Raw genomic sequence first — 26708 nt, forward strand, 5'->3', positions numbered from 1 at the left:
CTCACGGGCCGCGGAGCGGCCTAGGCCGGGATGTTGGGGATCAGGGTGGCGCGGGCGTAGACGGTCTCGCCCTCCTTGAGCTGCAGCGCCTCGCTGTCGCCGCGGGTCACCTGGGCCGCGAACAGGTCGCCGGTGGCGGCGTTGCGCAGCTCCACCCGCACCTCGAAGCCGAGGTGCACCACCCGCTCGACCGTCGCGCGGGTGACGCCAGCGGACTCCGCTGTGCCCGCCTTCTGCGCGACCGCCATGCTGGGGTCGCGGCCGACGCGGATGTCGTGCGGGCGGACCAGCTGGCCGTTGAGCTTGGCCACCGGGCCGAGGAACGACATCACGAAGTCGTTCGCGGGCGTGTCGTACAGGTCCCGAGGGGTGCCGACCTGCTCGATCCGCCCCTTGTTCAGCACCGCGATCCGGTCGGCGACGTCGAGCGCCTCCTCCTGATCGTGGGTGACGAGCACGGTGGTCACGTGCACCTCGTCGTGCAGCCGCCGCAGCCAGGTCCGCAGGTCCTCGCGGACCTTGGCGTCGAGCGCGCCGAACGGCTCGTCGAGCAGCAGCACCTGCGGGTCGACGGCGAGCGCGCGGGCCAGCGCCATGCGCTGCCGCTGGCCGCCGGAGAGCTGGGCCGGGTAGCGGTGCTGGAAGCCGTCGAGGCCGACGATCTCGAGCAGCTCGTTGACCTTCTTGTCGATCTCGGGCTTCGGTCGCTTGCGGATCTTCAGCCCGAACGCGACGTTGTCGCGGACCGTCATGTGCTTGAACGCCGCGTAGTGCTGGAACACGAAGCCGATGTCGCGCTTCTGCGGGGGCACACCGGTGACGTCCTTGCCCCCGATGGTGATGGTCCCCGAGTCCGGGTTCTCCAGCCCGGCGATCGACCGCAGCAGGGTCGACTTGCCGGACCCGGACGGGCCGAGCAGCGCGGTCAGCGAGCCGGCCGGGATGTCCAGCGACAGGTTGTCGAGGGCGGCGAAGTCGCCGAAGTTCTTGTTGGCGCCGATCACGGAAATCATGTGTTGCTCCTCTTGCGGTCGAGCAGCGTCATCAGCAGCAGGGTCACCAGCGCGATCCCCATCAGCAGCGTCGCCGCGCAGTAGGCCCCGAAGGTGTTGTGATCGTCGATGTAGCGCGAGTGCACGAGCAGGGTCAGGGTCTGGGAGACGCCTGGGAACCCCGAGGACACCATGATCACCGCGCCGAACTCGCCGAGCGAACGGGCAACGGTGAGCACAACGCCGTAGGTCAGGCCCCAGCGGATCGCGGGCAGGGTGATCCGCCAGAAGGTCTGCCACTTGGAGGCGCCGAGGGTCGCGGCGGCCTGCTCCTGCTCGTCACCGATCTCGTGCAGCACCGGCTCGACCTCGCGGACCACGAACGGCAGCGTGACGAAGATGGTCGCCAGCACCATGCCGGGCAGGCCGAAGATCACCCGGAACCCGGCCTCGTCCAGCACGCCGAACCAGCCGTTGACGCCCCACAGCAGGATCAGCGACACGCCGACGACGATCGGCGAGACCGCGAACGGCAGGTCCACGACCGCCTGCATCAGGCCGCGGCCCGGGAACCGTCCCCGGACCAGCGCCAGGGCCGTGACGATGCCGAAGATCACGTTGATCGGCACGACGATGGCCACGATCAGCAGCGAGAGGTTCAGCGCCGAGATCGCCGCCGGGGTGGAGATCGCCTCGATGAAGGCGCCGATGCCCCGTTCGAAGGTGCGCCACAGGATGACGCCGATCGGCACCAGCAGCAGGAAGAACAGGTAGCCGAGCGCGACGACCCGCATCCCGAGCTTCGATCCGGTCGAGAGGTTCACTGGGCCTGCTCCTCACGTCGCTGGCTGCGGCTCGAGAGCACCCGCAACACCAACAGGGTGACGAAGGCGATCGCCAGCAGCGCCACCGACACCGCGGCGGCGTTGACCGGACGGTCGATCTCGATCTGCTGCTGGATGTACTGCGAGGTCACCTGCGTCTCGCGCGGGATGTTGCCGCCGATCAGCACGACCGAGCCGTACTCGCCGATCGCCCTGGCGAACGCCAGGCCCGCGCCGCTGATGATCGCGGGCGACAGGATCGGCAGCACCACCTTCCGGAAGATGGTCCAGTTGCTCGCGCCGAGGGACGCGGCGGCCTGCTCCACCTCCCGGTCGGTCTCGATCAGCACCGGCTGCACCGACCGGACCACGAACGGCAGCGTGACGAACGCCAGCGCGACGACGAGGCCGGGCTGGGTGGCGTTGAGCTGCACACCGATCGGGCTGTTCGGCCCGTACAGCGCCAGCAGCACGATGCTCGCCACGATGGTCGGCAACGCAAACGGGAGATCGATGAGCGCGTTGACGAATCGCTTACCGGGGAACTCGTCGCGGACCAGCACCCAGGCGATCAGGGTGCCCATCACCACGTTGATGAGGGCGACGATCGCCGAGACGGTGACGGTCACGCGCAGCGAGGCCAGCGCGACCGGGCTGGTCACGGCATCCCAGAACCCGCTGAGGCCGTCCTCGAACGAGGTCACCGTCAGCGCCGCGAGCGGGAGCAGCACGATGACGCTGAGCCAGAGCATCGCGACACCGATGCCCAGCGGGCCGACGGTGCCGGTCACGGCGGTCCACTTGCGCTTCTTCGGGCGGGTGGGCCGAGCGGGGGGACCGGTCTCGGTCGACTGCTGTCCTACGGACTCGGACACCAGTCCCCCCGTCGTTGTTTCTGTAGTGCTGGTCACGGTCAGATTACTTGGTGGCGTTGTCGTAGATCGTCGCGATGGAGCCGGTTTCCTTCTTGAACAGGCTCTCGTCGACGGCCTTCCAGCCGCCGAGGTCCGCGATCGTCCACAGCTTCGCGGGCGCAGGGAAGTCGGCCGCGAACTCGGCCGCGACACCGGGATCGACCGGGCGGAATCCGGCCTCGGCCCACAGCTTCTGCCCCTCGGTGGTGAAGAGGAAGTCCTTGAACGCGTTGGCCTTCTCGAGGTTCTGGCTGCTCTTGATCACGGCGACGGGGTTCTCGATCTTGAACGTGACCGGCGGGGTGACGTGCTCGACCGGGTCCCCGTTGCGCTCGGCGAACAGGGCCTCGTTCTCGTAGCTCAGCAGCACGTCGCCGGTGCCCTGCAGGAAGGTCTCGGTGGCCTCGCGGCCGGACTTCGGCTGGACCTTCACGTGATCGGTGACGAGCGTGTTCAGGTAGTCGAGGCCGGCCTGCGGGTTCTTGCCGCCGTCACTCTTGGCGGCGTACGGCGCCAACAGGTTCCACTTCGCCGAGCCCGAGCTGAACGGGTTGGGCGTGACCACCTCGAGGCCGGGCTGGAGCAGGTCGTCCCAGTCCTTGATGCCCTTCGGGTTGCCCTCACGGACCACCACCGTCACGACCGAGCCGAACGGGATCCCGTTGTAGGCGTCCTTGTTCCAGTCCTCGCTCACCAGGCCCGCGTCGACGAGGCGGGTGATGTCGGGCTCGACGGAGAAGTTGACGAAGTCGGCCTGGGCGCCGTCCTTGACCTTGCGGGACTGGTCGCCGGAGGCGCCGTACGACTGCTGGAACTCGACGTTCTTGCCGGCCTCGGTCTCGTTGAAGGCGGGGATCAGCTTGTCGTAGCCGGGCTTGGGGACCGCGTAGGCGAACAGGCTGACGGTGCCCCCGCTACCGTCGCTCGATCCACCCTCGGTGCCGACGGTGTCGCTCGAGCCGCCGCTGCACGCGGTCAGTGCGATCGAGCCGGCGGTGACGGCGGCGGCCAGCAGGAGGCCGGAACGGGTGATGCGAGAGCGCGCGCTCATGTGAATTGCCTTTCACAGGTGTGCCACGAGGGCAAGGAGGTGGTGTCCGGTCCTCAGACCGCAGCGCGGGACCACTGCCGGCGACGGCGTGGTCTCACGGTGACACAGAATTGGGGTTGTCGCCCGCTACGTGGGGCGGACCGGCCGCGGCTCAGGTGGCTCGTGCGGCTACGGAAATCAACAACAGTCGATATCGGCGACCGCAAGCATGCCGACAGCGATCAACGCCAGTTCATGGCGGACCTGGTGCACGGCGGTTGCAGACACGCGCACGAATGTAGCAGAGCTACCGGCCCCGATCGAACTGGAGCCGGCGCCGTTCCACTACCTGGTCAGCAGCCAGCCGATCAGGACCAGGAGCATGAGCGCGATCAGGGCGAGGGTGACGCGGGAGCGAGGCATCAGCGGGCACCGTCCTCGGTGGCGGCGGAGGGGCCGAGTCCCGGCCGAGCAGCACGAAGATCCTGGCGAGCAGCAGGTCGGCGCCGCTGGCAATCCCGATCGCGAGCGGCATCATCACCGCCATCACGAGGATCAGCTGCGGGATGAAGGGCAGCCCGATCACCCAGAGCTCGAGTCCGTCCCACCAGCTGGCAATCTGTGTCACCCGGTCAGCCTATCGCCCCCACTCCGGTGGACGCCCACGCCCGTCGGGCAGATGATGATCAGATGGCCCCACTCGATGATCAGATGGCCCCACTCGATGACACCGAGGCGCTCACCAACGGCGAGATGGTGCCCGCGAACCTGCCCGCGCGCATCGACCTGGAGCACCATCGCAGTACCTTCCCGCCCATCGACGACTACGCCTTTCTCTCCGACTGCGAGACCACCTGCCTGATCGCCCGCAACGGCTCGGTCGAGTGGATGTGCGTGCCCCGCCCGGATTCGCCGAGCGTCTTCGGTGCAGTCCTCGATCGGAGCGCGGGCCACTTCCGGATCGGCCCCTACGGGCAGAACGTGCCCGCGGCCAGGCGCTACCTGCCGGGCGGGCTGATCGTCGAGACCACGTGGCAGACCGAGACCGGCTGGCTCATCGTGCGCGACGCCCTGGTGATGGGCCCGTGGCACAACACCCAGGAGCGCTCGAAGACCCATCGGCGCACCCCGACCGACTGGGACGCCGAGGGCATCCTGTTGCGGACCATCAAGTGCGTCAGCGGGACCATCGAGCTGGAGATGAGCTGCGAGCCCGCCTTCGACTATCACCGCGCCGCCGCGAAGTGGGAGTACACGGGCAAGGTCTACGAGGAGGCCACCGCCACCTGCGACGGCAGCATCCTCGGCGCGCACCCCACCCTGCGGCTGACCACCAACTTCAAACTCGGACTCGAGGGCCGCGAGGCGCGGATCCGGACCCGGATGCGGGAGGGCGACAACGGCTTCGTCGCCCTGTCCTGGGCGGACGTGCCCGCGCCCGGCACCTTCGAGGAGGCCGCGGACAAGATGTGGCAGACCGCGGAGTGCTGGCGCCAGTGGATCACCATCGGCCGCTTCCCCGACCACCCGTGGCGCGGCTACCTGCAGCGCAGCGCGCTCGCCCTCAAGGGCCTGACCTACAGCCCGACCGGTGCGCTGCTCGCCGCCTGCACCACCTCCCTTCCGGAAACCCCTGGCGGCGAGCGCAACTGGGACTACCGGTACGCGTGGGTGCGCGACTCCACCTTCGCGCTGTGGGGCCTGTACACCCTCGGCCTCGACCGGGAGGCGAACGACTTCTTCTCGTTCATCTACGACGTGTCCCGGTCCGAGGACGGCCACCCGAACCCGCTGCAGGTGATGTACGGGATCGGCGGCGAGAAGACCCTCGAGGAGGAGGAGCTCGGCCACCTGTCCGGATACGACGGGGCCCGCCCTGTGCGCATCGGCAACGGCGCCTACAACCAGAACCAGCACGACATCTGGGGCACCATGCTCGACTCGGTGTACCTGCATGTGCGCTCGCGCGACCGGGTCCCCGAATCGCTGTGGCCGCTGCTCAAACGGCAGGTCGAGGAGGCGATCGAGCACTGGCGTCAGCCCGACCGCGGGATCTGGGAGGTGCGCGGCGAACCGCAGCACTTCACCTCCTCGAAGGTGATGTGCTGGGTGGCCCTCGACCGCGGGAGCAAGTTGGCGATCCTGCACGGCGAGAAGGCGTATGCCGAGCAGTGGGCGCGGATCGCCGACGAGATCAAGGACGACATCCTCGAACACGGGGTGGACGACCGCGGCGTCTTCACACAGCGCTACGGCGACGATTCGCTCGATGCCTCGCTGCTGCTGGTGCCGTTGCTGCGCTTCCTGCCCCCACACGACCACCGGGTGCGCGCCACCGTGCTGGCCATCGCCGACGAGCTCACCGACGACGGCCTGGTCCTGCGGTACCGGGTGGAGACCACCGACGACGGCCTGTCCGGCGAGGAGGGCACGTTCACCATCTGCTCGTTCTGGCTGGTGTCGGCGCTGGTCGAGATCGGCGAACTCTCGCGCGCCAAGCGGCTGTGCGAGCGGCTGCTCGGGTTCGCCAGCCCCCTCAAGCTGTACGCCGAGGAGATCGATCCGCGGACCGGCAGGCACCTGGGGAACTTCCCCCAGGCCTTCACCCACCTGGCGCTGATCAACGCCGTGGTGCACGTGATCCGGGCCGAGGAGGCAGGCGACACCGGCACCTTCCAGCCCGCGCACGGCCCCACCTGAGGCGCCGCGGGCGGACCCACCCTCAGCCGCCGATCGCCTCGAGCTGCGGGGTGATCCGGTCCAACGAGTAGCGCAGCGAGGCGCTCGAGGGGGTGTTGAAGCCGACCACTGTCGGGTAGTCCTCGACGGCCATGCCGCCGCTGCCGACCGACGGCAGCGCCGCGAACCCGGGGAGCCTCATCAGGTTGTCGCGGGTGCCGCCGTTGGGCAGCATCACCACCAGGTCCGCGGTGAGGGCATCGACCCGCTCGGGGCTGAGCAGCAGTCGCCCGCCCGTCGCCCCCGCCTCCTCGACGAGGCGCGGCGGCACCGTCATGCCGAGCCGGGCGAACGTCTGGCTGGCGCCGTCCTTAGGGTCGGCGACGACGACCAGCTGGTTGGTCGCGAAGACGAACTGGGACAGCACCGCCGTCTTGCCCTTCAGGCCCGGCAGTCGCGCGGCGAGACCGTCGATCTCGCTGTTGGTGGCGGCGATGATCTCCGCGGCCCGGTCCTCCTCACCGAGGATCCGGCCGAGCGCCGTCACCTGGTCCTCCCAGGAATCGACCTGCGCGTCGCCGATCTCGCCGATGGTGGGCGCGATCTGGGCGACCCGATCGAAGTCGCTCCTGCCGGCCACGAACGACCCGAGGATCAGGTCCGGCTGCTGCGCGGCGATCTCCTCCACCGGCAACGGCGCGCCCAGCTGGGTGAGGACCGCCCGGTCGAGCTCCACCGCCGACTCGTCGAGCGAGCTCTCCCAGGGGTAGAGGCCGCGTTCGTCGCCGCGTTCGCCGGCGGCCAGGTAGGCCACGGGCTGCACGCCGAATTCGAGCAGCGCGTCCAGCCACTGGCTGCCCGCCGCCACGATCCGGGTCGGGGTCCCCTCGATCGTGGTGGAACCGAACCTGTGCTCGATCGTCGTCGTCCGATCGGCGCCGTCAACGGCACCGGCGTCCGCGCCGCACCCCGCGGTGGCGATCGCCACCGCCCCGAGCAGCGTCGCCGCAACCAGCCTCACCGCACGCACCCACATCACCCCTTCGAAGTTAGCGAAGGCTAACCTTCGCATGCCTCGAGGGTGGCGCCAGGGCTTCGTCAGGCGAACCGGCGCAGCAGTCGCTCCGCGTCGGCCGCGATCTGCCGAACCACCTCGCCCGCGGGACGGGCCGAGTGCACCAGGCCGACGGCCTCGCCGGCATACACGACGCCGAGGTCGGGGTCGTTCGGGTCGTAGGCCTCCGCGAGGGTCTCCTCGGACCCGTCGGCGCCGTGCCAGACCTCGGTGAACTCGTTCGCGATCGCCCGGCCGCCCCAGCGGCTCGGCCACGGCTGGCTGCGGGCCTGGTCGAAGACCGAGGTGTACACGGTGTCGGCACTGCCTGCCTCGACCACCCGCTCGCGGGCGTAGCCGGGTCCGATGGTCTCCGGGCTGGCAAGCAGGGCGGTGCCGATCAGCGCGCCCTCCGCGCCCGCGGCGATCACCGCAGCCAGCCCGCGGCCCGTCCCGATGCCGCCAGCCGCGACCACCGGCAGGTCCGTCGCGTCGAGCAGTTCCTGCAGCAGCGGCAGGGTGCCGATCTGGCCGGTGTGCCCGCCCGCCTCGCCGCCCTGGGCGATCACCAGGTCCACCCCGGCCGCCTCGGCGACCCGCAGGTCGTCGAGCGTGTTCACCTGGGACACGACCGGGATCCCCGCGGCGTGCACCCGCGGCACGTAGGCGGCCGGATCGCCGAAGGACAGCGACACCAGCACCGGCTCCTCCGCCAGCGCCGCGTCGAGCAGGGTGTCGTCGTCGTCGAGCGCCCACGTCATCAGCCCGACACCGAACCGCCCGCCGATGCGGCGGGCCACCGCCGCCTCCTCGGCCACCCACTGCGGGGTCGCGTACCGCGCCGCGCCGAGCAGCCCGAGGCCGCCGGCCTTGGACACCTCGCCGGTCAGTTCGCCGCCTGCCCTGCCGCCCATCGGCGCGCCGAGGATCGGCACCTCGATCCGCAGTTCCCTGGTCAGCCACGTCTCGAGCATGCCGATTCCTCTCCTGTCGCGGCTACGCCGCCCGTGCGCGCGGCGCCTACTTCTTCGGCTTGTCCGCCACCGACTCGTTCGACAGCGCCGCCACGAAGGCCTCCTGCGGGACCTCGACACGACCGATGGTCTTCATCCGCTTCTTGCCCTCCTTCTGCTTCTCGAGCAGCTTGCGCTTACGGCTGATGTCGCCGCCGTAGCACTTGGCGAGCACGTCCTTGCGGATCGCGCGAATGTTCTCGCGCGCAATGATCTTCGCGCCGATCGCGGCCTGGATCGGCACCTCGAATTGCTGGCGCGGGATCAGCTCGCGCAGCTTGGTGGTCATCTTGTTGCCGTAGGCGAACGCGGCGTCCTTGTGCACGATCGCACTGAACGCGTCGACCGCCTCGCCCTGCAGCAGGATGTCCACCTTCACAAGGGCGGCCTGCTGCTCGCCGGACTCCTCGTAGTCGAGGCTGGCGTAGCCCTTGGTGCGCGACTTCAACGAGTCGAAGAAGTCGAACATGATCTCGCCCATCGGCAGCGTGTAGCGCAGCTCGACCCGGGTCTCGGAGAGGTAGTCCATACCGCCAAGCTCGCCGCGACGGCTCTGGCACAGCTCCATGATCGGGCCGGTGTACTCGCTCGGCGCGATGACGGTGCACTTGGCCATCGGCTCGTACACCTCGCGCACCCGGCCCTCCGGCCAGTACGAGGGGTTGGTGACCTCGTGCTCGGAACCGTCCTCCATCACGACGCGGTAGACCACGTTGGGCGCCGTCGAGATGAGGTCGAGGCCGAACTCGCGCTCGAGCCGGTCCCGGGTGATCTCCATGTGCAGCAGCCCGAGGAACCCGCAGCGGAAACCGAAGCCAAGGGCCACAGACGTTTCCGGCTCGTACGCCAGCGCCGCATCGTTGAGACGCAGCTTGTCGAGCGCGTCGCGCAGCACCGGGTAGTCGGAGCCGTCCATCGGGTACAGGCCGGAGTACACCATCGGCTTGGGATCGCGGTAGCCGACGAGCGGCTCCGAGGCGCCGTTGCGCGCGGCGGTGACGGTATCGCCGACTCGGGACTGGCGAACGTCCTTGACGCCGGTGATCAGGTAACCCACCTCGCCGACGCCGAGGCCGATGCTCGGCTTGGGCTCGGGCGAGATGATGCCGACCTCGAGCAGCTCGTGGGTGGTGCCGGTGGACATCATGGTGATCTTCTCGCGCGGGGTGATCCGCCCGTCCACCACGCGGACGTAGGTGACCACGCCGCGGTACGCGTCGTACACGGAGTCGAAGATCATCGCGCGCGCCGGGCCGTCCGCGTTCCCGACCGGAGCCGGGACCTTCTTGACGACCTCGTCGAGCAGTTCCTTGACGCCGACACCGGTCTTACCCGAGACCCGCAGCACGTCGCCCGGCTCGCAGCCGGTGATGTGCGCGATCTCCTCGGCGTAGCGGTCGGGATCGGCCGCGGGCAGGTCGATCTTGTTGAGCACCGGGATGATGGTGAGGTCCTTCTCCATCGCCAGGTACAGGTTCGCCAGCGTCTGCGCCTCGATGCCCTGCGCGGCGTCCACCAGCAGCACGGCACCCTCGCAGGCCTCCAGTGCGCGGGACACCTCGTAGGTGAAGTCGACGTGACCGGGCGTGTCGATCAGGTGCAGGACGATCTCTTCCTTGGTGCCGTCCTCGTTCTCGACGACCCAGGGCAGCCGCACGTTCTGCGCCTTGATGGTGATGCCGCGCTCGCGCTCGATGTCCATCCGGTCCAGGTACTGGGCGCGCATCTGCCGCGGATCGACCACCCCGGTGAGCTGCAGCATCCGGTCCGCGAGAGTCGACTTGCCGTGGTCGATGTGCGCGATGATGCAGAAGTTCCGGATCCGCTTGGGATCCGTGAACGTGGTCTCCGCAAAGTTGCTGGTCAAGCCCTTTTCCTCATCTCACTCACTCACTGAAGCTGCACCGGTCGGTGTGTCCGTCCCGCACTGGTCCCGCACCAGAACCATATCCACTGCGTCCCGCGCTCGATCGTCGTCGCCGGGCCGCAGGTGTGCGTAGACGTCTAGTGTGACAGCTGCCGATGCCTTGCCGAGATCCTGAGCCATCATCGTCGCCGGAGCACCCGCCAAGGTGGGGTTCGGAGTCCGAGCAGAACGACAGCCATGCCTCACAACGCCACCACCGGCGGCGGCACGGATCGGGCCATCGCGAATGGCTCTGATGCATTCCTTCGGGCATGGGAATGCGAGATGATCGTGGTCAGAGTTCCTCGCCGTTGAGTGGAGCACTCAGCTATCCGATGGGTGCGGTCTGAGGGAGTGTGGTGGCGCATGGTCCACGAACAGATCAGGTGCGCAGCGGTCAAGTTTCCCCGATGGTGGGCACACCTGGTCGTGCTGATTGTCGCCACCTCGTGGCTGGCCGGAGGGTTGCCCGCCGCGGCGAGCCCCGATCACTCGGCCCTCCAGAGCGGGACAGGCTCGTATCTCGATCACGTCGACAGGGTCGGCGACCGACAGTGGACCGTGTACGTCCACTCCGCGGCGATGGACAGGACGATCCAGTTGGAGGTGATCCGCCCGGCCGACACCTCCGCGCCGCGACCGACGCTGTACCTGCTCAATGGTGCGGGCGGGGTGAGGACGCAGCAACCTGGCAGGCGCAGTCCGACGCGGTTGCCTTCTTCGCGGACAAGAACGTCAACGTGGTCACTCCGGTCGGCGGGAAGTTCAGCTACTACACCGACTGGCAGCGGCCAGACCCGGCGCTCGGGGTGAACAAGTGGACCACCTTCCTCACAAGGGAACTCCCGCCGATCGTCGACGCGACGCTGGGCGCGAACGGGCGCAACGCAATTGCCGGGCTGTCCACCTCTGGCAGCGCGGTGTTGACGCTCGCAGAGATGGCGCCGTCCCTGTATCGGGGCGTTGCCGCATACAGCGGCTGTGCACACACGAGTACTCCTCCTGGCCGCGCATACGTGGAGCTGGTGGTCGGGGCCGGGGGCGGCGACACGACGAACATGTGGGGTCCGTACACAGACCCCGACTGGGAAACCAACGACGCGTATCTGCAGGCCGAGAGGCTGCGAGGGATCGCGTTGTACATCTCCAATCGGACCGGGTTGCCGGGTCAACACGACACCCTCGACAATCCCCGGATCGGCGGCAACCCCATCGCACTGGGCGCCCAGGTCGCTGTGGGTGGCGTCATCGAAGCGGCCACCGATCAGTGCACCCGCCAGCTGGCCGACCGCCTCGCCGCACTTGGGATCCCCGCCACCGTCGAGCTCGGCGCACCGGGCAGTCACTCGTGGGGCTACTGGCAGGACGACCTGCATGCGTCCTGGCAGATTTTGTCGGACGCTCTCGGCGTATGACTTACGGGCACAAGGGTATTCGTCACCCCTGCCGCGCAGTATTGACGTTGAATCCTTGGTTGACAGATCACCCCATGACGATGAGGTCGCCGACGATGTGTCGGTCAGTCTTCGAGTTCATCGATGTCGTACTTGATGGCTGCGTCGCTGATAAACAAGCCGAGCCCGAGCGCCGCGCTGCCGAGGGCGAGTCCGATGGTGAGGGCTAAGCCCACACCCAGACCCAGCGCGAGGGCGGTGCTGCCCAGACCCAAAAAGAGGCCGAGCATGATCTCTCCCAATTCGGTGGATTTGTTCCCGACATCGCCGGGAAATCCTGACGAGTCCATTCTCGTCCGGTAGTACCCGCAACAGAAGGACCCAGAGGTATGGAAATCGGATGCTGCATCCCCTTGCGTGGATCCGATCATGCCGCACGGTGCCGGTCCGCGCCGCGCAGATAAGTTGGACACATGGCACGAAGCTGGACACAGATCGGCAAGCAACTCGGGAGCATCGCGCTGCGCGAGGGCCCCCGCCTGTTCAAGGAGCTGCAACGCTCGGGCGTGTTGCCCGGCAAGGCCCGCGTCGAGCAGGGCCCGAAGCCGAAGCCGCCCCTCAAGCCCGGACGACCGGTGTCCTCCACCGCGGTGCCGACCGCGCACCGCGCCCGCCGGGTCGAGTACTCCCCCGACCTCGACGGCCGGGCCGACCCGGGCGAGGTCGTGTGGACCTGGGTGACCTACGAGGAGGACGCCCACCAGGGCAAGGACCGGCCGGTCCTGGTCGTCGGGCGTGACGGCGACACCCTGCTCGGCCTGATGCTGTCCTCGAACTCCGAGCGGGACGGCGACAGGAACTGGATGGGAGTCGGCTCCGGCTCCTGGGACAGCGCCGGCCGCCCGAGCTGGGTGCGCCTCGACCGCGTGCTCGACGTCCCCGAGGCCGGGATCCGCCGCGAGGGGGCCATCCTCGATCAGCGACGGTTCGAACAGGTCGCGACCCGCCTGCGTTCCGACTTCAGCTGGAGCTGAGGCACTTCCGGCCCGCCACGCGGATCAGTTCCCGGCGAACTCCACGTCGAGCCGAAGCCGGTGGGTTCCGTCCGCGTCGACGAGCAGCTCGCCGGTCCCGTTGATCCCCGCCAGGTCGCCGGTCCCGCTGGTCGGGACCACGACGAGCTGGTGGTGGGTGCGCTCGGCGCCGTCCGTGGTCGCCATGTGCGCGAAGTTGAAGGTGCCGCGGCGGTCGCCGATCGATCCCTCGAACGACTCCATCGCGACGTAGGTGCCCACCCCGGTCTCCTGGGAGAACGCGGAGGTGAACTGGGTCCGCGAGGTGCCTTCGATGTCGCCGGTGAAGGTCTTGGTCATGTAGGTGTACCCGACGTCGAGCCCGGTCTGGATCGGCGAGGTGTACTCGGTCGGTTCGAACGAGGTCACGGAGAACGTGCTGTCTGCCTGCATGAGGTGAGCGTAGGACCGGCCACCGACACCGCGCTTGAACAAACGCGACGGCGCACCACGGACGAAGGACCCCCGACGCGATCCGCGCCGAGGGTCCTTCGTTTCGGGATCGGTCCCGCTAGATGTTGATCCTGTCGTAGCGACCGAACACCCCGCGGTAGGCCAGCGCGCCGAGCGCGCCGCCGATCAGCGGGAAGACGATGAACGCCCACAGCTGGCCGAGCGCGCCGTCCTGGTAGGGCGCCACCGCGATGCTTCGGGCCGGGTTCACCGAGGTGTTGTCGATCGGGATCGACACCAGGTGGATCACCGCGAGGGTGAAGCCGATGGAGATGCCCGCCAGCGGCACGTCCGAGATCTGGTCGGTCGAGGCCATGACCACGAACACCAGCAGCGCGGTGAGGAGCACCTCGATCACGATCATCGCGGCGAGGCCGTATCCGTTCTCCAGTACCCCGATGCCCAGCGGACCCTTGATCGCCGACGGGCTGTGCGCGCCCCACCCGTTCGCGCCGAGCCCCGACGCCGCGCGGTTGTAGGAGGGCAGCGACTTGGCCACCGAGAAGAGGACGACGCCCGCGAGCACGCCGCCGAGAACCTGGGCGGCCACGTACAGGCCCGCCTTGGCCACGGATATGCGGCCGAGCAGGAAGTGCCCGAAGGTGACGGCCGGGTTCACGTGGCAGCCGGAGATGGGTCCGATCGAGTACACGAGGAAGAGCAGGGTGAGGCCGAACGCCAGGGCGACGCCGAGGTTGCCGACCTTGTCGCCCGCGATCACCGCGGTGCCTACGGATGCGAACACCAAGACGAACGTGCCGATGCCCTCGGCGATGTACTTCTTGACGTCCGAGATCGGTTCCTTCTCAGAGATTTCCTGTGCAGTCGGAGACATGTTCCACCTTCAGTGAAATAGGGTCATATGCAAGGACAAGATCATTTCGGGACGCTACGCCAGGCGGGTGATCTCCACAACAACATCGAGGTCTGTCGAGCCGCCGCCGGAATAGATCCCCTTGAGCGGCGGGACGTCGGCGTAATCCCTGCCCACGGCCACCGATACGTGCTGCTCGTTCACCTCGACGGCGTTGGTCGGGTCGTGCCCCCACCACTCCCCCGTCCAGGCCTCCACCCAGGCGTGGCTCTCGCCCTCCACGGTGTCCCCAGTGCGGCGGAACGTTTCGGGTGCAGGTAGCCGGACACGTAGCGACTGGGGATGCCCATGCTCCGCAACAGCAACAGGGTCAGGTGCGCGTAGTCCTGACACACCCCGGCCCGCTCGTCCCAGGCCTGCAGCGCGGACGTGTGCACCCCCGTCGTGCCCGGCACGTAGGACATCTCCTCGTGCACCCAATTAGACGCCGCCACAACCGCTTCCGCGGGCTCGCGACCCTTGCGCAGGTCCCTGGCGACGGCAGCAAGCTTGCGACTGCCCGGCACATAGGCTGTGTCGCTGAGCAATTCACCGAACCGATCGCGCAGGTACGCACCCCCGAGCTGCGTCCATGTCACGGTCTCCGTTGGCGCGGTGAACGGGTCGGTCTCCACCACCGACGATCCCGACACCTCCAGCGTGGTGTGTGGGGCGTGCAGGTCGAACGCGGTGACCGCGGTACCCCAGTAGTCGGTGTACCGGTACCACCTGGTTGCCGGTGCCGTCTCGACACGGTTGAGGATCACGTTCTGCCGATGATCGCTCCTCGGGGTGAGCCGGGCCTCGTTGTAGGAGGAGGTCACCGGTGCGTTGTACGCGAATCCGGTGGTGTGCACGACACGCAGCCGCCAGCTCACAGCTCCCCCTCCAGCGTCGAGTCACCGCTCCTGGCCCCCGCGTCGGTCCACGCCACCCACGGCGCGGAGTGGAAGTACTGCAACGCGATGGCCTCCCCCAGCTCGCGGCACGTCTCCTGCAGCGACACCAGCCTGGCTTGCAGGTCCTCCATCAGTACCCCCGGCGGCAGGAACTCCAACTCGCTCCTGGCCCGGCCGAGCAACCGCTGGGCCTCGGCCCTCGAGCCGACCCGGCTGTGCGGCCGGTGGTCGAGTTCGTCGAGGCACCGCTCCGCCTGCCGGAGGGCGTGGAACACGGACCGCGGGAAGAGCCGGTCCAGGAGGATGAACTCGACCACCCGACGCGCATCGAGGGCGCCGCGATAGGTCCGCAGGTAGGTGTCCTGGGCTCCAGCCGAGCGCAGCACGGTCACCCAGGCGGGCGAGCTGGTGCGGTCCCCCGCCCGCGACAGCAGCAGCCGCACGATCATGTCCACCCGTTCGACGGACCGGCCGAGGAGCAGGAACCGGTAGCCGTCGTCGCGGCTGAGGGTGGAATCCGCCAGCCCGGCGAACATCGCTGCCCGACCCTCGACGTAGCTGAAGAACTCGTGCGGGCCGAGGCGCCGGGCGGCCTCCTCCCGCGCGGCGAGGCCGTTGTAGGTGGTGTTCAGGCACTCCCACATCTCGCTCGAGGTCACTTCCCGTGCGCCCCGCGCGTTCTCGCGGGCATGCGCAAGGGAGTCGACGATCGATCCACCCTGGTCGCGGCTGAACGCGACAAGGTCGGTGACCGACCACACGTCGAGCGCACCCTCCGGCGGCGAGATCCCCAGCACCCGCAGCAGCAGCCGCGAGGACCGGTCGGCGTCGACGGTGGAGTCCTCGAACAACTGGTGCACGGCGACGTCGAGGATGCGGGCGGTGTCGTCGGCGCGCTCGACATAGCGCCCGATCCAGTACAGCGACTCGGCATTACGCGCCAGCATCGTCCCCCACCCCACTCTGCTGCTGTTGTTGTTGCTGTTGCTGTCCGGTGGACAGCTCCGGCCCCTGCTCGGTCTGCCCCGCCCGCGACGGTTCACCCACCAGCTCGGCGCCCGCCAGCTCGCGCTCCGCGTCCGAGCTCCGGCTCGCGAGGACCCAGGTGTCCTTGCTGCCGCCACCCTGGCTGGAATTGACCACCAGCGACCCCTCCGGCAGCGCGACCCTGGTCAGACCCCCTGGCAGGACCCAGACATCCTCACCGTCGTTCACCGCGAACGGCCGCAGGTCCACATGGCGGGGCGCCAGCACGTCGCCGACCTTCGTCGGGACGGTCGAGAGCTGGACCACCGGTTGCGCGATCCAGCCACGCGGGTCGTCGCGGATCTTGCGCTTGATCGCCCGGAGTTCCTTCGGCGAGGCATCCGGGCCGAAGACGATCCCGTACCCGCCCGAGCCCTCGACCGGCTTGATCACCAGCTCGTCGACCCGGTCGAGCACCTGCGCGCACTCGTCCTCGAGCCAGCACCGGTAGGTGTCGACGTTGGCCAGCAGCGGCTTCTCGCCGAGGTAGTACTCGATGATCGCGGGGACATAGGTGTAGACGAGCTTGTCGTCGCCGACTCCGTTACCGACGGCGCTGGAGATGACGACGTTCCCGGCGCGCGCAGCGTTGAGGAGCCCGGCGACGCCGAGCACCGAATCCGGCCGGAACTGCATCGGGTCCAGGTACTCGTCGTCGAGCCTGCGGTAGATCACGTCCACCTGGCGCTCGCCCTCGGTGCTGCGCATGTAGACGACGTTGTCGCGACAGAACAGGTCGCGCCCCTCCACCAGCTCCACGCCCATCTGCCGGGCCAGCAGGGAATGCTCGAAGTACGCGGAGTTCGCGACGCCAGGGGTCAGCACCACCACGGTCGGATCGGCCTCGTTCAACGCCGCCGCGTTGCGCAGGGCGCGCAGCAGGTGCGTCGCGTAGTCGCCGACCGCCCGCACCCGGTGGGAGGAGAACAGGTCGGGGAAGACCCGCGCCATCGTCCGCCTGTTCTCCATGACGTAGGACACCCCGGACGGCGAGCGGAGGTTGTCCTCGAGCACCCGGAAGGTCCCGTTGGCGTCGCGCACGAGGTCGATACCCGCCACGTGGATGCGCACCCCGTTCGGCGGCACGATCCCGAACGCCTCACGGTGAAAGTGCTCACACGAGGTGATCAGCGACTTCGGGACCACCTCGTCGCGCAGGATCGCCTGTTCGCCGTAGACGTCGGCGAGGAACATCTCGAGCGCGTGCACCCGCTGCTTGATCCCCCGTTCCAGCCGGGACCACTCGGCCGCCGCGATCACCCGCGGCACAAGGTCGAGCGGGAACGGGCGCTCCTGGCCCGACAGCGAGAACGTGATGCCCTGGTCGATGAAGGCCCGACCGAGCGCGTCGGCGCGGGCGGCGAGGTGGGCGGCGTCCGAGGGTGTCAGCGCCGCATGGATCCCGCGGTAGGGCGCACGGACCTTGCCGTCCCGGTCGAACATCTCGTCGTAGGCGAGCGCGTATCGTCCGATGTCGGCGTACCCGTCGAAGATGCGCGGCGGCCGCGATCTGCCCCGCTGTACGGGGCTCGCCTCGGCCGCCACCTGCGGCATCGTCGATGATCGGAGATTCATCGGCCAATGGTGCTACAGCTCGCGGCGACCGGCAGCGCGAGCCGACAACGTCATAGTTGGCACCCCGGGATGCGCGTCGGTTTGGGTTCCCGCACCGGTCCCTGGTAATCTCGACCGTCGGCGCCCAAGTGCGCCCAAAGCTTCTTAGACAAGAAACCGAGCGAAAACGACAGGATTCTACGCGTGGCCAACATCAAGTCCCAGGTGAAGCGGATCGCTACCAACGAGCGCCAGCGACTGCGCAACCAGTCGGTGAAGTCCTCGCTGCGTACCGCGATCCGTTCCTTCCGTGAGGCTGCGTCCTCGGGCGACAAGGCGAAGGCCGACGAGCTCCTCCTGGTCGCGAGCCGCAAGCTCGACAAGGCAGCCAGCAAGGGCGTCATCCACGCCAACCAGGCTGCCAACAAGAAGTCGGCCCTCGCGCTGGCCGCCAACAAGCTCTGACGTAAACCGTCTCGCAAAACCGCCCGGTCCATGACCGGGCGGTTTTTCGCGTTCCCGAATCAGGGCTTGCGGGCGTTGACAAACTGGGTGACGCCGCGGATCTGCTGCGCCACCTCGGTCAGGCCTGCCGTGGCGAACGCGTCCGGCAGAGTCGCGCGGTCGTACATGCGGACGCCGAGGGTGCCCGCCGCCAACCTGAGCGCCGACCGCAACACCGGGTCCTCGCGGCCGTAGCTGGTCATCACGGCGATCCGGCCGCCGGGCGCGAGCACCCGGATCATCTCGTCGACGACGGTCATCGGCTCGGGAAGGAGATAGAGCGCGGCGTAACAGCAGACGGCGTCGAAGGTCCCGTCGTCGAACGGCAACCGCCTGGCATCTCCCCGCATGTATGCGACGTGCGGCCCGCCGCCGCTTCGCACCGCCTGGTCCAGCATGGGCCGCGAGATGTCGAACCCGACCGCGATCCCCTGCCCTTCGAGTCGCTCCCCGAAGTAGCGGGTGAAGTTGCCGGGGCCGCACGCCACATCGAGGACGCGCTGCTCACCACCCAGGCACAGGTCGGCAGCCGCCTTCGCCCGCTCGCCGTCCGCGGACAGTCCATTGGCGCCCATCGCGGCGGTCCAGACCGGGCGCCAGACCCGCTCGTACACGGCGGCGACCAGCCTGTTGTTCATCGCGTGCTGAGCCGCCGTGGGTCGCGGCGAGCCCGCATCCGGGAGCAGATCGAGGTAGCCCGCGTCAGTGCGCGCGCTCGCACGTAGTGCGTCCGGGTGGAGCAGCGCCCGCGCCCGCTCGAGCGCACGCCCGCCGTCGTCGGGCGCGGGACTCACGTGTACAGCTCGGCAACGCGCCGCACCGCGAACTCCACGGCATAGTCCGGGTCCGCGGCCGCGCCCTTGACGTCGGCGTTGAGCTGGGCGACGACGCCGAGGGCCTCACCGATGGACTCGGAGCCCCAGCCGCGCGCCTGCCCCTGCGCCTTCTTGATCTTCCAGGGCGGCATGCCCAGCTCGGACGCCATCCGGAACGGGTCACCGCGGCCGGCGGAGCCCACCCGGGCGACGGTGTGCACGGCGTCGGCGAGGGCGTCGGCGAGCAGCACGTGCGGCACGCCCCGCAGCATCGCCCACCGCAGCGCCTCCATCGCACCGGTCCGGTCGCCCGAGACCGCCAGCTCGGCGACATCGAAGCCCGAGACCTCGGCCTTGCCCGTGTAGTACTTCTGCACGGCGGCCGCGTCGATCAGCCCGCCGGTATCGGCGGCGAGCTGCGAGCAGGCCGCGGCCAGCTCGCGCAGATCCGACCCGACCGCGTCGATCACCGCCTGGATCACCTCGGGCGAGACCCGGACGCCCGCCGCACGGAACTCGCCGCGCACGAAGTCGGCGCGCTCGCCCTGCTTGCCGAGCTTGGCGCATTCGTGCACGACGGCGCCGGACTTCTGCAGCGCCCCCACCATCGCCTTGGCGCGGCCGCCGCCGGAATGCAGGATCACCAGGACGAATCCCTCGGGGGGCGCGGCCGCGGCGTCGAGGACCAGCGCGACCGCATCCTTGCCCGCCTCGGCGGCGGCCTCGAGCACGATCACCCGATCCTCGGCGAAGAGCGAGGGGCTGAGCAGCTCAGCGAACTCCGCGACGCTCACGTCACCGGCCCGGAGCCTGGTCACGGGCAGCTCCTCGGCGTTCGCCGAGCTCGCCCTGACCGCGGCGACGATGCCGGCGACCGCACGATCGACCAGGAGTTCCTCGTCACCGAGGACCAGGTGGAGCGGCGCGGGGACTGAGGATGCGGGACTCACCCGACGATGGTCCCACGATGGGCCGACAGCCCGCGGCGGGGAGCCGTGCCGGAGCCCATCTCGGGTCTTGCATGGGACGCGGAGTCTCAGTAAATTGAGGCCACACCGAACCGAGACCACGGAGACCATCGATGGCGCCGTCAACGACACCCACCGCCGAGTTGCTCGATCCCGCCTACCGCGAACTGCTGCAGACGCTTTCCGAGGGATCCGTACACCGCCGTTTCGATCCCTATCTCGACATCGACTGGGATGCACCCGAATTCGCCATCGACCCGGCGGATCCGCGCTGGGTCCTCTCCCCCGAGCTCGATCCGCTCGGCGCCACCCGGTGGTATCGGGAGCAGCCACTGGAGCGACAGATCGCGATCGGGAAGTGGCGCCAGGCGAATTCGGTCAAGGTCGGCGCGGCATTCGAGAGCATCCTGATCCGCGGAATGATGCAGTACATCATGAAGCTGCCCAACGGGTCGCCGGAGTTCCGCTACTGCCTCCACGAGATGACCGAGGAGTGCAACCACATCCAGATGTTCCAGGAGCTCGTCAACCGGATCGGCGTCGACGTCCCCGGCATGCGGCGGCCCTTCCGCGCGCTGTCCCCGTTCATCGGGGTGGCTGGCGGCTACGCGCACGTGATCCTCTTCATCGGCATCCTCGGCGGCGAGGAACCGATCGACCACTACCAGAAGGCGCTGATCCGCGAGGGGGCGAACATCCCGCCCGCGATGCTGCGCACCATGGAGATCCACATCGCCGAGGAGGCGCGGCACATCTCGTTCGCGAACGAGTTCCTCAAGGCGCACGTCGACAAGATGAGCGCCGCATCCAAGGCCGTGTGCGCGGTGACCTTCCCCCTCGCCATGCGCTGGCTCGCCGGCGAGATCATGACCCCGCCAAGGGCATTCGCCAAGGAATTCGGGATCCCGCGCACGGTGATGAAGGAAGCCTTCTGGCGCGGCGAGCACTCCCGCACCATCCTGCGCGGCTACTTCGGCGACATGCGTGCGCTCGCCGAGGAACTGGGCCTGATGAACGCCGTCACCACCCGGTTGTGGCGGCGGCTGCACATCGACGGACCGCCCTCTCGCTACCGCAGCGAGCCCGACCGTCAGGCTCGGCAGGCCGCCTGACCCGACAGCTGCGCGATGACCGCGGACAACTCCGCCGTGGGGTCGACGGTCACGCCCGCCGAGCGCGCGGCGCCGTCGAGCACGTACCAGGCCAGTCTCGCCAGATCGGCCACGATCTCCGACCGGTCACGCGTGGGCTCGGGATCGCCGACCCACTGCGTCAGGGTCCCCTCCACCATGGTCACCACCGCGAACGGCACGGCGTCGAATGCACTGTCGTCGACGTCGATGAGCGCCGCGATCGACGAGATGAGCTCCCTGGCCCGGTCCGACATCCGCATCTTCAGGCTGCTCACCGCGTCGATGTCCGCGCCGGGGGCGATCGGCCCGGTACGGGCGAACTCGTTCAGGCGCGGGTGATCGGTCATCCAGTCCGCCACGGCACGGATGGTTCGGACGAGGATCTCCTCGACCGACCCCGCGGAGAGGTCCAGCTGCGCGTCCAGGGTGCGGGAGAACTCGTCGACGAGGTACGCCCGTACCCGGCAATCCAGGTCCTCGCGGCCGTCGAACTGCCGGTATACCACCGATTTGGCGAGTCCGGCACGGGTCGCGATCTGCTGCACCGGAATGTCTGCGCCCGCCGGGCTCTCCTCGAGCATCGCGACCGCCGCCTCGAGTATCCGCGTTTGCCGCTCGAGGTTGTGTTGCTCCCAGCGGGCCTCGTGCCCGCTGGCGGCGCGCGACTCCTCGGACCGCTTCGCGGTGATCGACATGGGCCGAGTCTAACGATCGGGGGCCGGGCCATCAGGGTCGTCCGACGGCGATGGCACCGCCGCCGGATCTGCCCACCGCGACGTCGCCGCCACGGTCGGTCCTTGCGACCGTGGCGCCCATCTCCTGCAGGGCACGCAGGATGCCGGGGTTGGGATGGCCGAAGGTGTTGCCCTGCCCGACCGAGACCACGACCAGGCTCGCCCCGACCGCCCGCAGGAACTCCTCGGTGGTGGTGCGCGAGCCGTGGTGTGGCAGCTTGAGAATGTCCGCGGCCACCGGAACCCGATCCCGCAGCAGGTCCCGCTGCCCCTCCGCCTCGACGTCCCCGGTGAGCAGGATCCGACCCGCGATGGTGTCCACCGACAGCACCAGAGATTGTTCGTTCGCCATCTCCGCTCCCGCGGCAGGGCTGCGCGGCACCGGCAGCGTCGGCCCGAGGACCCGGAACGTCAGCGCACCCAGCCGCAGCTGCTGCCCCGCCCTCGCCTCTCTGATCGCCACGCCGGAGGCCGCGGCTTGCGCGCTCACCTGGCGAAAACCCCTCTCCGGCTGGTGCATCGGGCCCAGCACCACGGCACCGACCCGGCGCCCCCGCAACACCCCGGGCAGGCCGTCGATGTGGTCGGCGTGCAGATGCGTCAGCACCACCGCCGCGACCGTCCGCACGCCCAGCCTGTCGAGGCAGCCGTCGACGAGCCGCGGTTCCGGACCGGCATCGATCACCACCGCGGCGCCGTCCCCCGCGGCGAGCACCACCGCGTCGCCCTGCCCGACGTCGCAGGCCACCAACACCCAGTCCCGCAACGGCCAGCCCGGCCAGAGGACTCGGATCGGCACCCACACCAGCGCCAGCCCCAGCACCGCAGCCGCGAGCACCCGCCGCAGCCACCGAGATCGGATCGCGAGCAGCAGACCCGCCGTGATCCCCGCCATCACCGCGGCACCGGCGAGCCCGGCGGGAACCGCGACCGTGGCGCCGGGCGCACCCGCGGCCCACTCCGCGACCCGCAGCAACCACCACAGCGGCGGCCCGGTCGCCCGGACGATCAGGCCGCCGAGTGGGAGCCACACCGCCGCACCCGCGGCCCCGATCGCGCCGATCACGGTGACCGGCGCGATCACCGGGGCCACCGCAACGTTTGCGGCGACCGCCACCGTGCTGAGCGTCCCGGACATCGCTGCGACGATCGGCACCGTCGCGACGTACGCGGCGGTGGCCACCGCCACCGCCTCGGCCAGCGCCCGCGGCCAGCCCCGCGCCCGCAGCCACCGCGTCCACCCGGGCGCCAGCAGCACCAGCGCCGCGGTCGCCGCGACGGACAGGGCGAACCCGAAATCCACGGCCAAGGCGGGAAACAACGCCAACAGCACGATCACGGCCGCCCCGAGCGCGGGCATCGCCTGCTTGCGCCTGCCGGTCATCAGGGCGAGCAGCCCGATCGAGCCCATCACCGCGGCCCGGAGCACGCTCGGCGACGGCCGGGCCAGGATCACGAAGGCCGCCAACGCCACCGCCGCCAGCACCGCCGACGTGCGCGGACCCAGAGCCAACGCCCGCATGAGCAGCAGGACGGCGCCGATCAGGATCGAGATGTTCGCCCCGGAGACCGCGGTCAGGTGGGACAGCCCGGCGGCGGTGAAGTCGTCCCGGACCGCGCCCGGCAGCCCGGAGGTGTCCCCCACCACCAGCCCCGGCAACAGCCCGGCCGCCTCGGGCGGCAACGCCGATCGCGCGGCCGCGGCGAAGCGGGCCCGGACCCCGCCCGCCACCCGCTGCGTCCGTGGCGCCGGTTCGACCCGAAGCGGCGCCCCCGTCACGCGGATCGTCGCCACCGTGAGGTCGCGGCGGATCGGGCGGCTCACCTTGCCCCGCAGGCTCACCCACTGCCCCGGCAGCAGCTCCTGCCAGCCGTTGGCGGGCGCGAAGATCACCACGGAACCGCCGACGACGAATCCGCCCGCCCAGGACCCCGCGCGTCGATCGATCGGAGCGACGCCCGGACCATCACCGTGTCGCCCGCCGGGGAGCGGACGTGCCGCGGGTCGTCCACCGGCACGACGGTGAGGCTCACGTGCCCTCGCCGCGAGGCGACCGCGGTCAGCGGGTGCTCGGCCACCGCCCGCTCGCGGGCCGCGACGGCGACCGCGAAGCCGGCTCCGATCAACAGCGCCGCGATCAGCACGCCCGCCAACGCTCGGCGGGTGCCCGCGATCGCGACGACCACGGCGGTCGCCGCCGCGGCCAGCGCTCCGACCGCCGTCCACAGCGCGGCCCGCCATCCCAGCTCGATCCCGACCAGCGTTGCGCCCCAGCACATTCCCGCCGACGGCAGCAGCCGGAGGTCGAGCACTCGCCCGTCGGGGACCGGGGCACCTGACGTCGTCATCTACACGGTCACCAGCGCGCGCAGCTTCTCCAGCCGGGCAGGCCCGATCCCGTCCACCTCGCCGAGCTGTTCGATATCGGTGAACCGCCCGTTGGCCTGCCGCCACGCGGCGATGGCCGCCGCCGTGACAGGCCCCACCCCGGCAGCCCGTCCAGCTCCGCCTCGGACGCCGTGTTGAGGTTCACCCGGCCGGGCGCCGCCGGGTCGGCTGGAGGGGCCGCGCCCGCCGCGGCCGGGCCTGCCCCGATGGTGGCGCTGCCCACCGCGACGGGCGCCCCGTCGCGGGGCGCCAGCCCCACCAGGATCTGGTCCCCGTCGTTGAGCCGCTGCGCCAGGTTCAGCCCCAGCAGGTCGGCGCCGTCCCTGGCCCCGCCCGCCGCCGCCAGCGCGTCCGCGATCCGGGCCCCGCAGGCAGGTGCACCAGGCCCGCGGTCCGTACCAGTCCGACGACGCTGACCACCAGCTCGACGGGCGGTGGCGCGGCCACCGGATCCGGCGGTGCCGGCGCGGACGTCGGTGCGTGCCCCGGCTGCCCAGGGGACTCGGCGGACACGACCGTCACCGGTTCGACCGCCTGCGCCACGGGCCGGTCCCGCCAGGCGAACACGACCCCGATCGCCGCCGCGACGAGCGCGACCGCGGCCAACGCCACCACCCCGCGGCGGCCGGGCGCCAGCCGCGAGCGCGCCGGGGCCGCCTGGTCGGTCAGCCACTCGGGAGCGCGCAGACCCGGATCGCCGTCACCGGGATCCGGCCCGGATTCCGCCTGATCGACGCGGTCCCACGACGTGGCGGGCTTGTCGACCCTGGCCCCGGCAGCGATCGCCTCGAGTCGTTGCCTGATCCGGTCCCGGGTCTCGTCGGTGCTGCGCATGGCAGCGACGCTAGGACCGCGATCCGCCCGGATCGGGCGAGCAGACCCGAGTTCGAGCCTGCTGTGGATCAGTTCTCGGGCTGTGGATGAAACCACCCACAGGGCTAGACTTTTCAATCAACGTGACAGTGCCAGGAGGTGCCGGAGCCCAGGGGGCCGACCGACCGAGTGGAGGTCTGACGTGAGTACGCATCGTGACATCGTCTGGCGAGCAGGAATCGCGGTGATCGCCGGTGCCGGGCTCGTGCTGTTGTCGGCTTGCGGCGGCGGGCAGGGCGCGCAGTCCAGCAGCCCCACCCCGGGGACATCGACGCCGCAGCTGGAACAGGCGCCTGCGCTGCCAGGGGCGCAGCCGATCTCGCCGAGTGACCGGGTCTACACCGCTGACCAGACCTCGAACACGGTGTCGGTGATCAACCCCGCGACCAACGAGGTCCTGGGGACGATCGCGCTCGGGGCGCAGCGCCTCGGCGACATCCTGGGTCCGCAATACCTGCGAAATGTCGACGTGCACGGTCTCGGATTCTCCCGGGACGGCCAATACCTCGACGCGGTCAGCGTCACGTCCAACACCGTCACGGTGATCCGCACGGCCGACAACAGCATCGTGTCGCAGACCACCGTCGGCCGTTCCTCCCATGAGGGATTCTTCAGTCCGGACGGCCACACTGTCTGGGTCGCGGACCGGGCACTGTCCCAGCTCGACATCGTGGATGCGTTGCAGGGCGGGGTCATCGGGCAGGTCGGCACGGAGTCGGGCCCGTCGAAGGTGTTGTTCAGCCCCGACGGGAGTCGTGCCTACGTCAACCACTCACGCGCAGCGACGATCGACGTCATCGACGTCGCCTCGCGTGAGGTCGTGCAGCGGATCACCGGGCTCGCCGACCCCTTCTCCTCCGACATGGCCCTCGCACCCGACGGCGAAGAGCTCTGGGCCGCGCACAAGAAGGTCGGCAAGGTCAGCGTCGTCGACCTGACCACCGGCTCTGTGAGTGCGGTCCTCGATACCGGGCCGAACACCAACCACCCGGCATTCGTCACCACACCTGAAGCGGAACTCGTCTACCTCACCGTGGGTGGTACCGACGAAACCAAGATCTACCAGCGTCACCCTGATGGGCCGCCCACCCAGGTCGGGTCCATTCCGTCCTCTGGTGTCGAACCGCACGGCATCTGGCCCAGCCCCGACAACACCCGTGTCTACGTCGTCAACGAGGGCTCCGACAGCGTCGACGTCATCGACACCGCCACCCGCACGATCGTCACGACCCTGCGGACGGGACAGGAGGGTCAGGCGGTGGTGTACGTCGCCGATGCGGTCCCCGATGGGCCGGGGACGGCCAACCTGACCCGCCAGGGCCTGAACCTTCCGATCCAGAACGCCGCCCCTGCTCTGGTGGGTCCTGGCTCGGGCGATCTCATCGTGCGGGCCGTCGACGGGTTGGACATGGTGCAGTTCACCGGACGCGGGATGACCGCCAACACCCCCTACACCGTGTACGCCACACAAGCAGGTCTGCCGATCCCTCTGATGTCGTTCACCACCGACCAGAACGGAGACAAGCCGCAGGCGCTGGCCTTCGTCCAGTTCCTCGGCGTCTACGACATCAACTCGGTCACCGTCAGACCCAGTGACGGCTGAACCGCACTATCTGAGGCAGCGCGGT

General features: G+C 69.6%; 24 protein-coding genes and 3 pseudogenes. 6 read left to right on the forward strand and 21 right to left on the reverse strand.

What is annotated here, in order from left to right; all coding sequences use genetic code 11:
* Window positions 1–20 precede the first annotated feature (20 nt).
* From BTZ20_RS16070 to BTZ20_RS26295, 6 genes are all read right to left on the reverse strand, one after another.
* Window positions 21–1013 carry a sulfate/molybdate ABC transporter ATP-binding protein gene (locus tag BTZ20_RS16070; protein ID WP_027499945.1) on the reverse strand — a complete coding sequence of 331 codons (993 nt, stop codon included), beginning with the start codon at window positions 1011–1013 and terminating at the stop codon, window positions 21–23.
* Complete coding sequence (gene cysW, locus BTZ20_RS16075; RefSeq protein WP_245221511.1) at window positions 1010–1786, reverse strand: sulfate ABC transporter permease subunit CysW; 777 nt, start codon at window positions 1784–1786, stop codon at window positions 1010–1012. Before cysW ends, BTZ20_RS16070 begins: the two co-directional genes overlap by 4 nt.
* A gap of 26 nt (window positions 1787–1812) precedes the next feature.
* The gene (cysT, locus tag BTZ20_RS16080) at window positions 1813–2733 is read right to left on the reverse strand and encodes a sulfate ABC transporter permease subunit CysT (RefSeq protein ID WP_411269154.1); all 921 of its coding nucleotides are present in this window, start codon (window positions 2731–2733) and stop codon (window positions 1813–1815) included.
* 1 nt (window position 2734) lies between these two features.
* Window positions 2735–3781, reverse strand: coding sequence for a sulfate ABC transporter substrate-binding protein (locus BTZ20_RS16085; protein WP_077042060.1), 1047 nt, complete (start codon window positions 3779–3781; stop codon window positions 2735–2737).
* Between the two features lie 177 nt (window positions 3782–3958).
* Window positions 3959–4054, reverse strand: a complete 96-nt coding sequence (locus BTZ20_RS29875) for an Ms4533A family Cys-rich leader peptide (RefSeq protein WP_411269076.1) — start codon at window positions 4052–4054, stop codon at window positions 3959–3961.
* A 13-nt stretch (window positions 4055–4067) separates the two neighbouring features.
* Complete coding sequence (locus tag BTZ20_RS26295; protein WP_083742701.1) at window positions 4068–4388, reverse strand: hypothetical protein; 321 nt, start codon at window positions 4386–4388, stop codon at window positions 4068–4070.
* Between the two features lie 125 nt (window positions 4389–4513).
* Between BTZ20_RS26295 and BTZ20_RS16095 the strand changes: the two genes are divergently transcribed.
* Window positions 4514–6460 carry a glycoside hydrolase family 15 protein gene (locus BTZ20_RS16095; protein ID WP_077043762.1) on the forward strand — a complete coding sequence of 649 codons (1947 nt, stop codon included), beginning with the start codon at window positions 4514–4516 and terminating at the stop codon, window positions 6458–6460.
* Between the two features lie 22 nt (window positions 6461–6482).
* Here the strand turns inward: BTZ20_RS16095 and BTZ20_RS16100 are convergent, their stop codons facing one another.
* The 3 genes from BTZ20_RS16100 to lepA form a co-directional block, all read right to left on the reverse strand.
* Window positions 6483–7460, reverse strand: a complete 978-nt coding sequence (locus BTZ20_RS16100) for an ABC transporter substrate-binding protein (RefSeq protein WP_223263363.1) — start codon at window positions 7458–7460, stop codon at window positions 6483–6485.
* A 77-nt stretch (window positions 7461–7537) separates the two neighbouring features.
* A complete protein-coding gene (locus BTZ20_RS16105; RefSeq protein WP_077042062.1) occupies window positions 7538–8467 on the reverse strand; it encodes an NAD(P)H-dependent flavin oxidoreductase in 930 nt (309 codons plus the stop codon).
* 46 nt (window positions 8468–8513) lie between these two features.
* Window positions 8514–10373: a translation elongation factor 4 gene (lepA, locus tag BTZ20_RS16110; protein WP_077042063.1), complete on the reverse strand. Its 1860-nt coding sequence runs from the start codon at window positions 10371–10373 to the stop codon at window positions 8514–8516.
* A gap of 405 nt (window positions 10374–10778) precedes the next feature.
* On the opposite strand from lepA, the pseudogene BTZ20_RS16115 reads away from it, so the two are divergent.
* Window positions 10779–11827: pseudogene (locus BTZ20_RS16115) on the forward strand (alpha/beta hydrolase).
* Between the two features lie 104 nt (window positions 11828–11931).
* Here the strand turns inward: BTZ20_RS16115 and BTZ20_RS26785 are convergent.
* Entirely contained in the window at window positions 11932–12156 is a 225-nt protein-coding gene (locus tag BTZ20_RS26785; RefSeq protein ID WP_145982309.1) for a hypothetical protein, read from the reverse strand.
* A 123-nt stretch (window positions 12157–12279) separates the two neighbouring features.
* On the opposite strand from BTZ20_RS26785, the gene BTZ20_RS16120 reads away from it, so the two are divergent.
* The gene (locus BTZ20_RS16120; RefSeq protein WP_077042064.1) at window positions 12280–12840 is read left to right on the forward strand and encodes a type II toxin-antitoxin system PemK/MazF family toxin; all 561 of its coding nucleotides are present in this window, start codon (window positions 12280–12282) and stop codon (window positions 12838–12840) included.
* Between the two features lie 24 nt (window positions 12841–12864).
* Here the strand turns inward: BTZ20_RS16120 and BTZ20_RS16125 are convergent, their stop codons facing one another.
* The 5 genes and pseudogenes from BTZ20_RS16125 to BTZ20_RS16145 form a co-directional block, all read right to left on the reverse strand.
* Window positions 12865–13272, reverse strand: a complete 408-nt coding sequence (locus BTZ20_RS16125) for a DUF3224 domain-containing protein (RefSeq protein ID WP_077043764.1) — start codon at window positions 13270–13272, stop codon at window positions 12865–12867.
* A 118-nt stretch (window positions 13273–13390) separates the two neighbouring features.
* Window positions 13391–14167 (reverse strand): aquaporin, encoded by a 777-nt coding sequence (locus BTZ20_RS16130; RefSeq protein ID WP_077042065.1) that lies wholly within the window; start codon window positions 14165–14167, stop codon window positions 13391–13393.
* A 54-nt stretch (window positions 14168–14221) separates the two neighbouring features.
* A pseudogene (locus tag BTZ20_RS16135) lies at window positions 14222–15063 on the reverse strand (transglutaminase family protein).
* The gene (locus BTZ20_RS16140; RefSeq protein WP_077043765.1) at window positions 15060–16031 is read right to left on the reverse strand and encodes an alpha-E domain-containing protein; all 972 of its coding nucleotides are present in this window, start codon (window positions 16029–16031) and stop codon (window positions 15060–15062) included. The pseudogene BTZ20_RS16135 and the gene BTZ20_RS16140 overlap by 4 nt, the downstream one beginning before the upstream one ends.
* Window positions 16018–17664 carry a circularly permuted type 2 ATP-grasp protein gene (locus BTZ20_RS16145; protein WP_077042066.1) on the reverse strand — a complete coding sequence of 549 codons (1647 nt, stop codon included), beginning with the start codon at window positions 17662–17664 and terminating at the stop codon, window positions 16018–16020. Before BTZ20_RS16145 ends, BTZ20_RS16140 begins: the two co-directional genes overlap by 14 nt.
* Window positions 17665–17868: 204 nt before the next feature.
* Between BTZ20_RS16145 and rpsT the strand changes: the two genes are divergently transcribed.
* Window positions 17869–18129: a 30S ribosomal protein S20 gene (gene rpsT, locus BTZ20_RS16150; RefSeq protein WP_027499933.1), complete on the forward strand. Its 261-nt coding sequence runs from the start codon at window positions 17869–17871 to the stop codon at window positions 18127–18129.
* Window positions 18130–18188: 59 nt separating this feature from the next.
* On the opposite strand, the gene BTZ20_RS16155 is transcribed toward rpsT, so the two are convergent.
* A complete protein-coding gene (locus BTZ20_RS16155) occupies window positions 18189–18962 on the reverse strand; it encodes a class I SAM-dependent methyltransferase (protein WP_077042067.1) in 774 nt (257 codons plus the stop codon).
* A complete protein-coding gene (gene holA, locus BTZ20_RS16160) occupies window positions 18959–19933 on the reverse strand; it encodes a DNA polymerase III subunit delta (protein ID WP_077042068.1) in 975 nt (324 codons plus the stop codon). The genes BTZ20_RS16155 and holA overlap by 4 nt, the downstream gene beginning before the upstream one ends.
* Window positions 19934–20064: 131 nt before the next feature.
* Between holA and BTZ20_RS16165 the strand changes: the two genes are divergently transcribed.
* The gene (locus BTZ20_RS16165) at window positions 20065–21063 is read left to right on the forward strand and encodes an AurF N-oxygenase family protein (protein WP_077042069.1); all 999 of its coding nucleotides are present in this window, start codon (window positions 20065–20067) and stop codon (window positions 21061–21063) included.
* Here BTZ20_RS16165 and BTZ20_RS16170 read toward each other — a convergent pair.
* From BTZ20_RS16170 to BTZ20_RS16180, 4 genes and pseudogenes are all read right to left on the reverse strand, one after another.
* Window positions 21042–21779 (reverse strand): TetR/AcrR family transcriptional regulator, encoded by a 738-nt coding sequence (locus BTZ20_RS16170; RefSeq protein WP_077042070.1) that lies wholly within the window; start codon window positions 21777–21779, stop codon window positions 21042–21044. The two genes, BTZ20_RS16165 and BTZ20_RS16170, sit on opposite strands and share 22 nt — an antisense overlap.
* A gap of 31 nt (window positions 21780–21810) precedes the next feature.
* The gene (locus BTZ20_RS16175; RefSeq protein WP_317616041.1) at window positions 21811–23712 is read right to left on the reverse strand and encodes a ComEC/Rec2 family competence protein; all 1902 of its coding nucleotides are present in this window, start codon (window positions 23710–23712) and stop codon (window positions 21811–21813) included.
* Window positions 23709–24167: a hypothetical protein gene (locus BTZ20_RS29485; RefSeq protein WP_317616042.1), complete on the reverse strand. Its 459-nt coding sequence runs from the start codon at window positions 24165–24167 to the stop codon at window positions 23709–23711. The genes BTZ20_RS16175 and BTZ20_RS29485 overlap by 4 nt, the downstream gene beginning before the upstream one ends.
* A pseudogene (locus tag BTZ20_RS16180) lies at window positions 24168–25041 on the reverse strand (ComEA family DNA-binding protein).
* Window positions 25042–25222: 181 nt separating this feature from the next.
* Here BTZ20_RS16180 and BTZ20_RS16185 point away from each other — a divergent pair.
* Window positions 25223–26683: a beta-propeller fold lactonase family protein gene (locus BTZ20_RS16185; protein ID WP_189636482.1), complete on the forward strand. Its 1461-nt coding sequence runs from the start codon at window positions 25223–25225 to the stop codon at window positions 26681–26683.
* Window positions 26684–26708: the final 25 nt, after the last annotated feature.

The sequence above is a fragment of the Rhodococcus sp. MTM3W5.2 genome (assembly GCF_001984015.1).
GTDB classification, from domain to species: Bacteria; Actinomycetota; Actinomycetes; order Mycobacteriales; family Mycobacteriaceae; genus Rhodococcus_G; species Rhodococcus_G oryzae.

Bases quoted from the DNA above. Each gene is read 5' to 3' on its own strand.
- BTZ20_RS16070 (WP_027499945.1), bottom strand. From the start codon at position 1,013: ATGATTTCCGTGATCGGCGCCAACAAGAACTTCGGCGACTTCGCCGCC.
- cysW (WP_245221511.1), bottom strand. From the start codon at position 1,786: ATGCGGGTCGTCGCGCTCGGCTACCTGTTCTTCCTGCTGCTGGTGCCG.
- BTZ20_RS16085 (WP_077042060.1), bottom strand. From the start codon at position 3,781: ATGAGCGCGCGCTCTCGCATCACCCGTTCCGGCCTCCTGCTGGCCGCC.
- BTZ20_RS16095 (WP_077043762.1), top strand. From the start codon at position 4,514: ATGGTGCCCGCGAACCTGCCCGCGCGCATCGACCTGGAGCACCATCGC.
- BTZ20_RS16105 (WP_077042062.1), bottom strand. From the start codon at position 8,467: ATGCTCGAGACGTGGCTGACCAGGGAACTGCGGATCGAGGTGCCGATC.
- BTZ20_RS26785 (WP_145982309.1), bottom strand. From the start codon at position 12,156: ATGGACTCGTCAGGATTTCCCGGCGATGTCGGGAACAAATCCACCGAA.
- BTZ20_RS16120 (WP_077042064.1), top strand. From the start codon at position 12,280: ATGGCACGAAGCTGGACACAGATCGGCAAGCAACTCGGGAGCATCGCG.
- BTZ20_RS16125 (WP_077043764.1), bottom strand. From the start codon at position 13,272: ATGCAGGCAGACAGCACGTTCTCCGTGACCTCGTTCGAACCGACCGAG.
- BTZ20_RS16130 (WP_077042065.1), bottom strand. From the start codon at position 14,167: ATGTCTCCGACTGCACAGGAAATCTCTGAGAAGGAACCGATCTCGGAC.
- BTZ20_RS16140 (WP_077043765.1), bottom strand. From the start codon at position 16,031: ATGCTGGCGCGTAATGCCGAGTCGCTGTACTGGATCGGGCGCTATGTC.
- BTZ20_RS16145 (WP_077042066.1), bottom strand. From the start codon at position 17,664: ATGCCGCAGGTGGCGGCCGAGGCGAGCCCCGTACAGCGGGGCAGATCG.
- BTZ20_RS16165 (WP_077042069.1), top strand. From the start codon at position 20,065: ATGGCGCCGTCAACGACACCCACCGCCGAGTTGCTCGATCCCGCCTAC.
- BTZ20_RS16170 (WP_077042070.1), bottom strand. From the start codon at position 21,779: ATGTCGATCACCGCGAAGCGGTCCGAGGAGTCGCGCGCCGCCAGCGGG.
- BTZ20_RS29485 (WP_317616042.1), bottom strand. From the start codon at position 24,167: ATGACGACGTCAGGTGCCCCGGTCCCCGACGGGCGAGTGCTCGACCTC.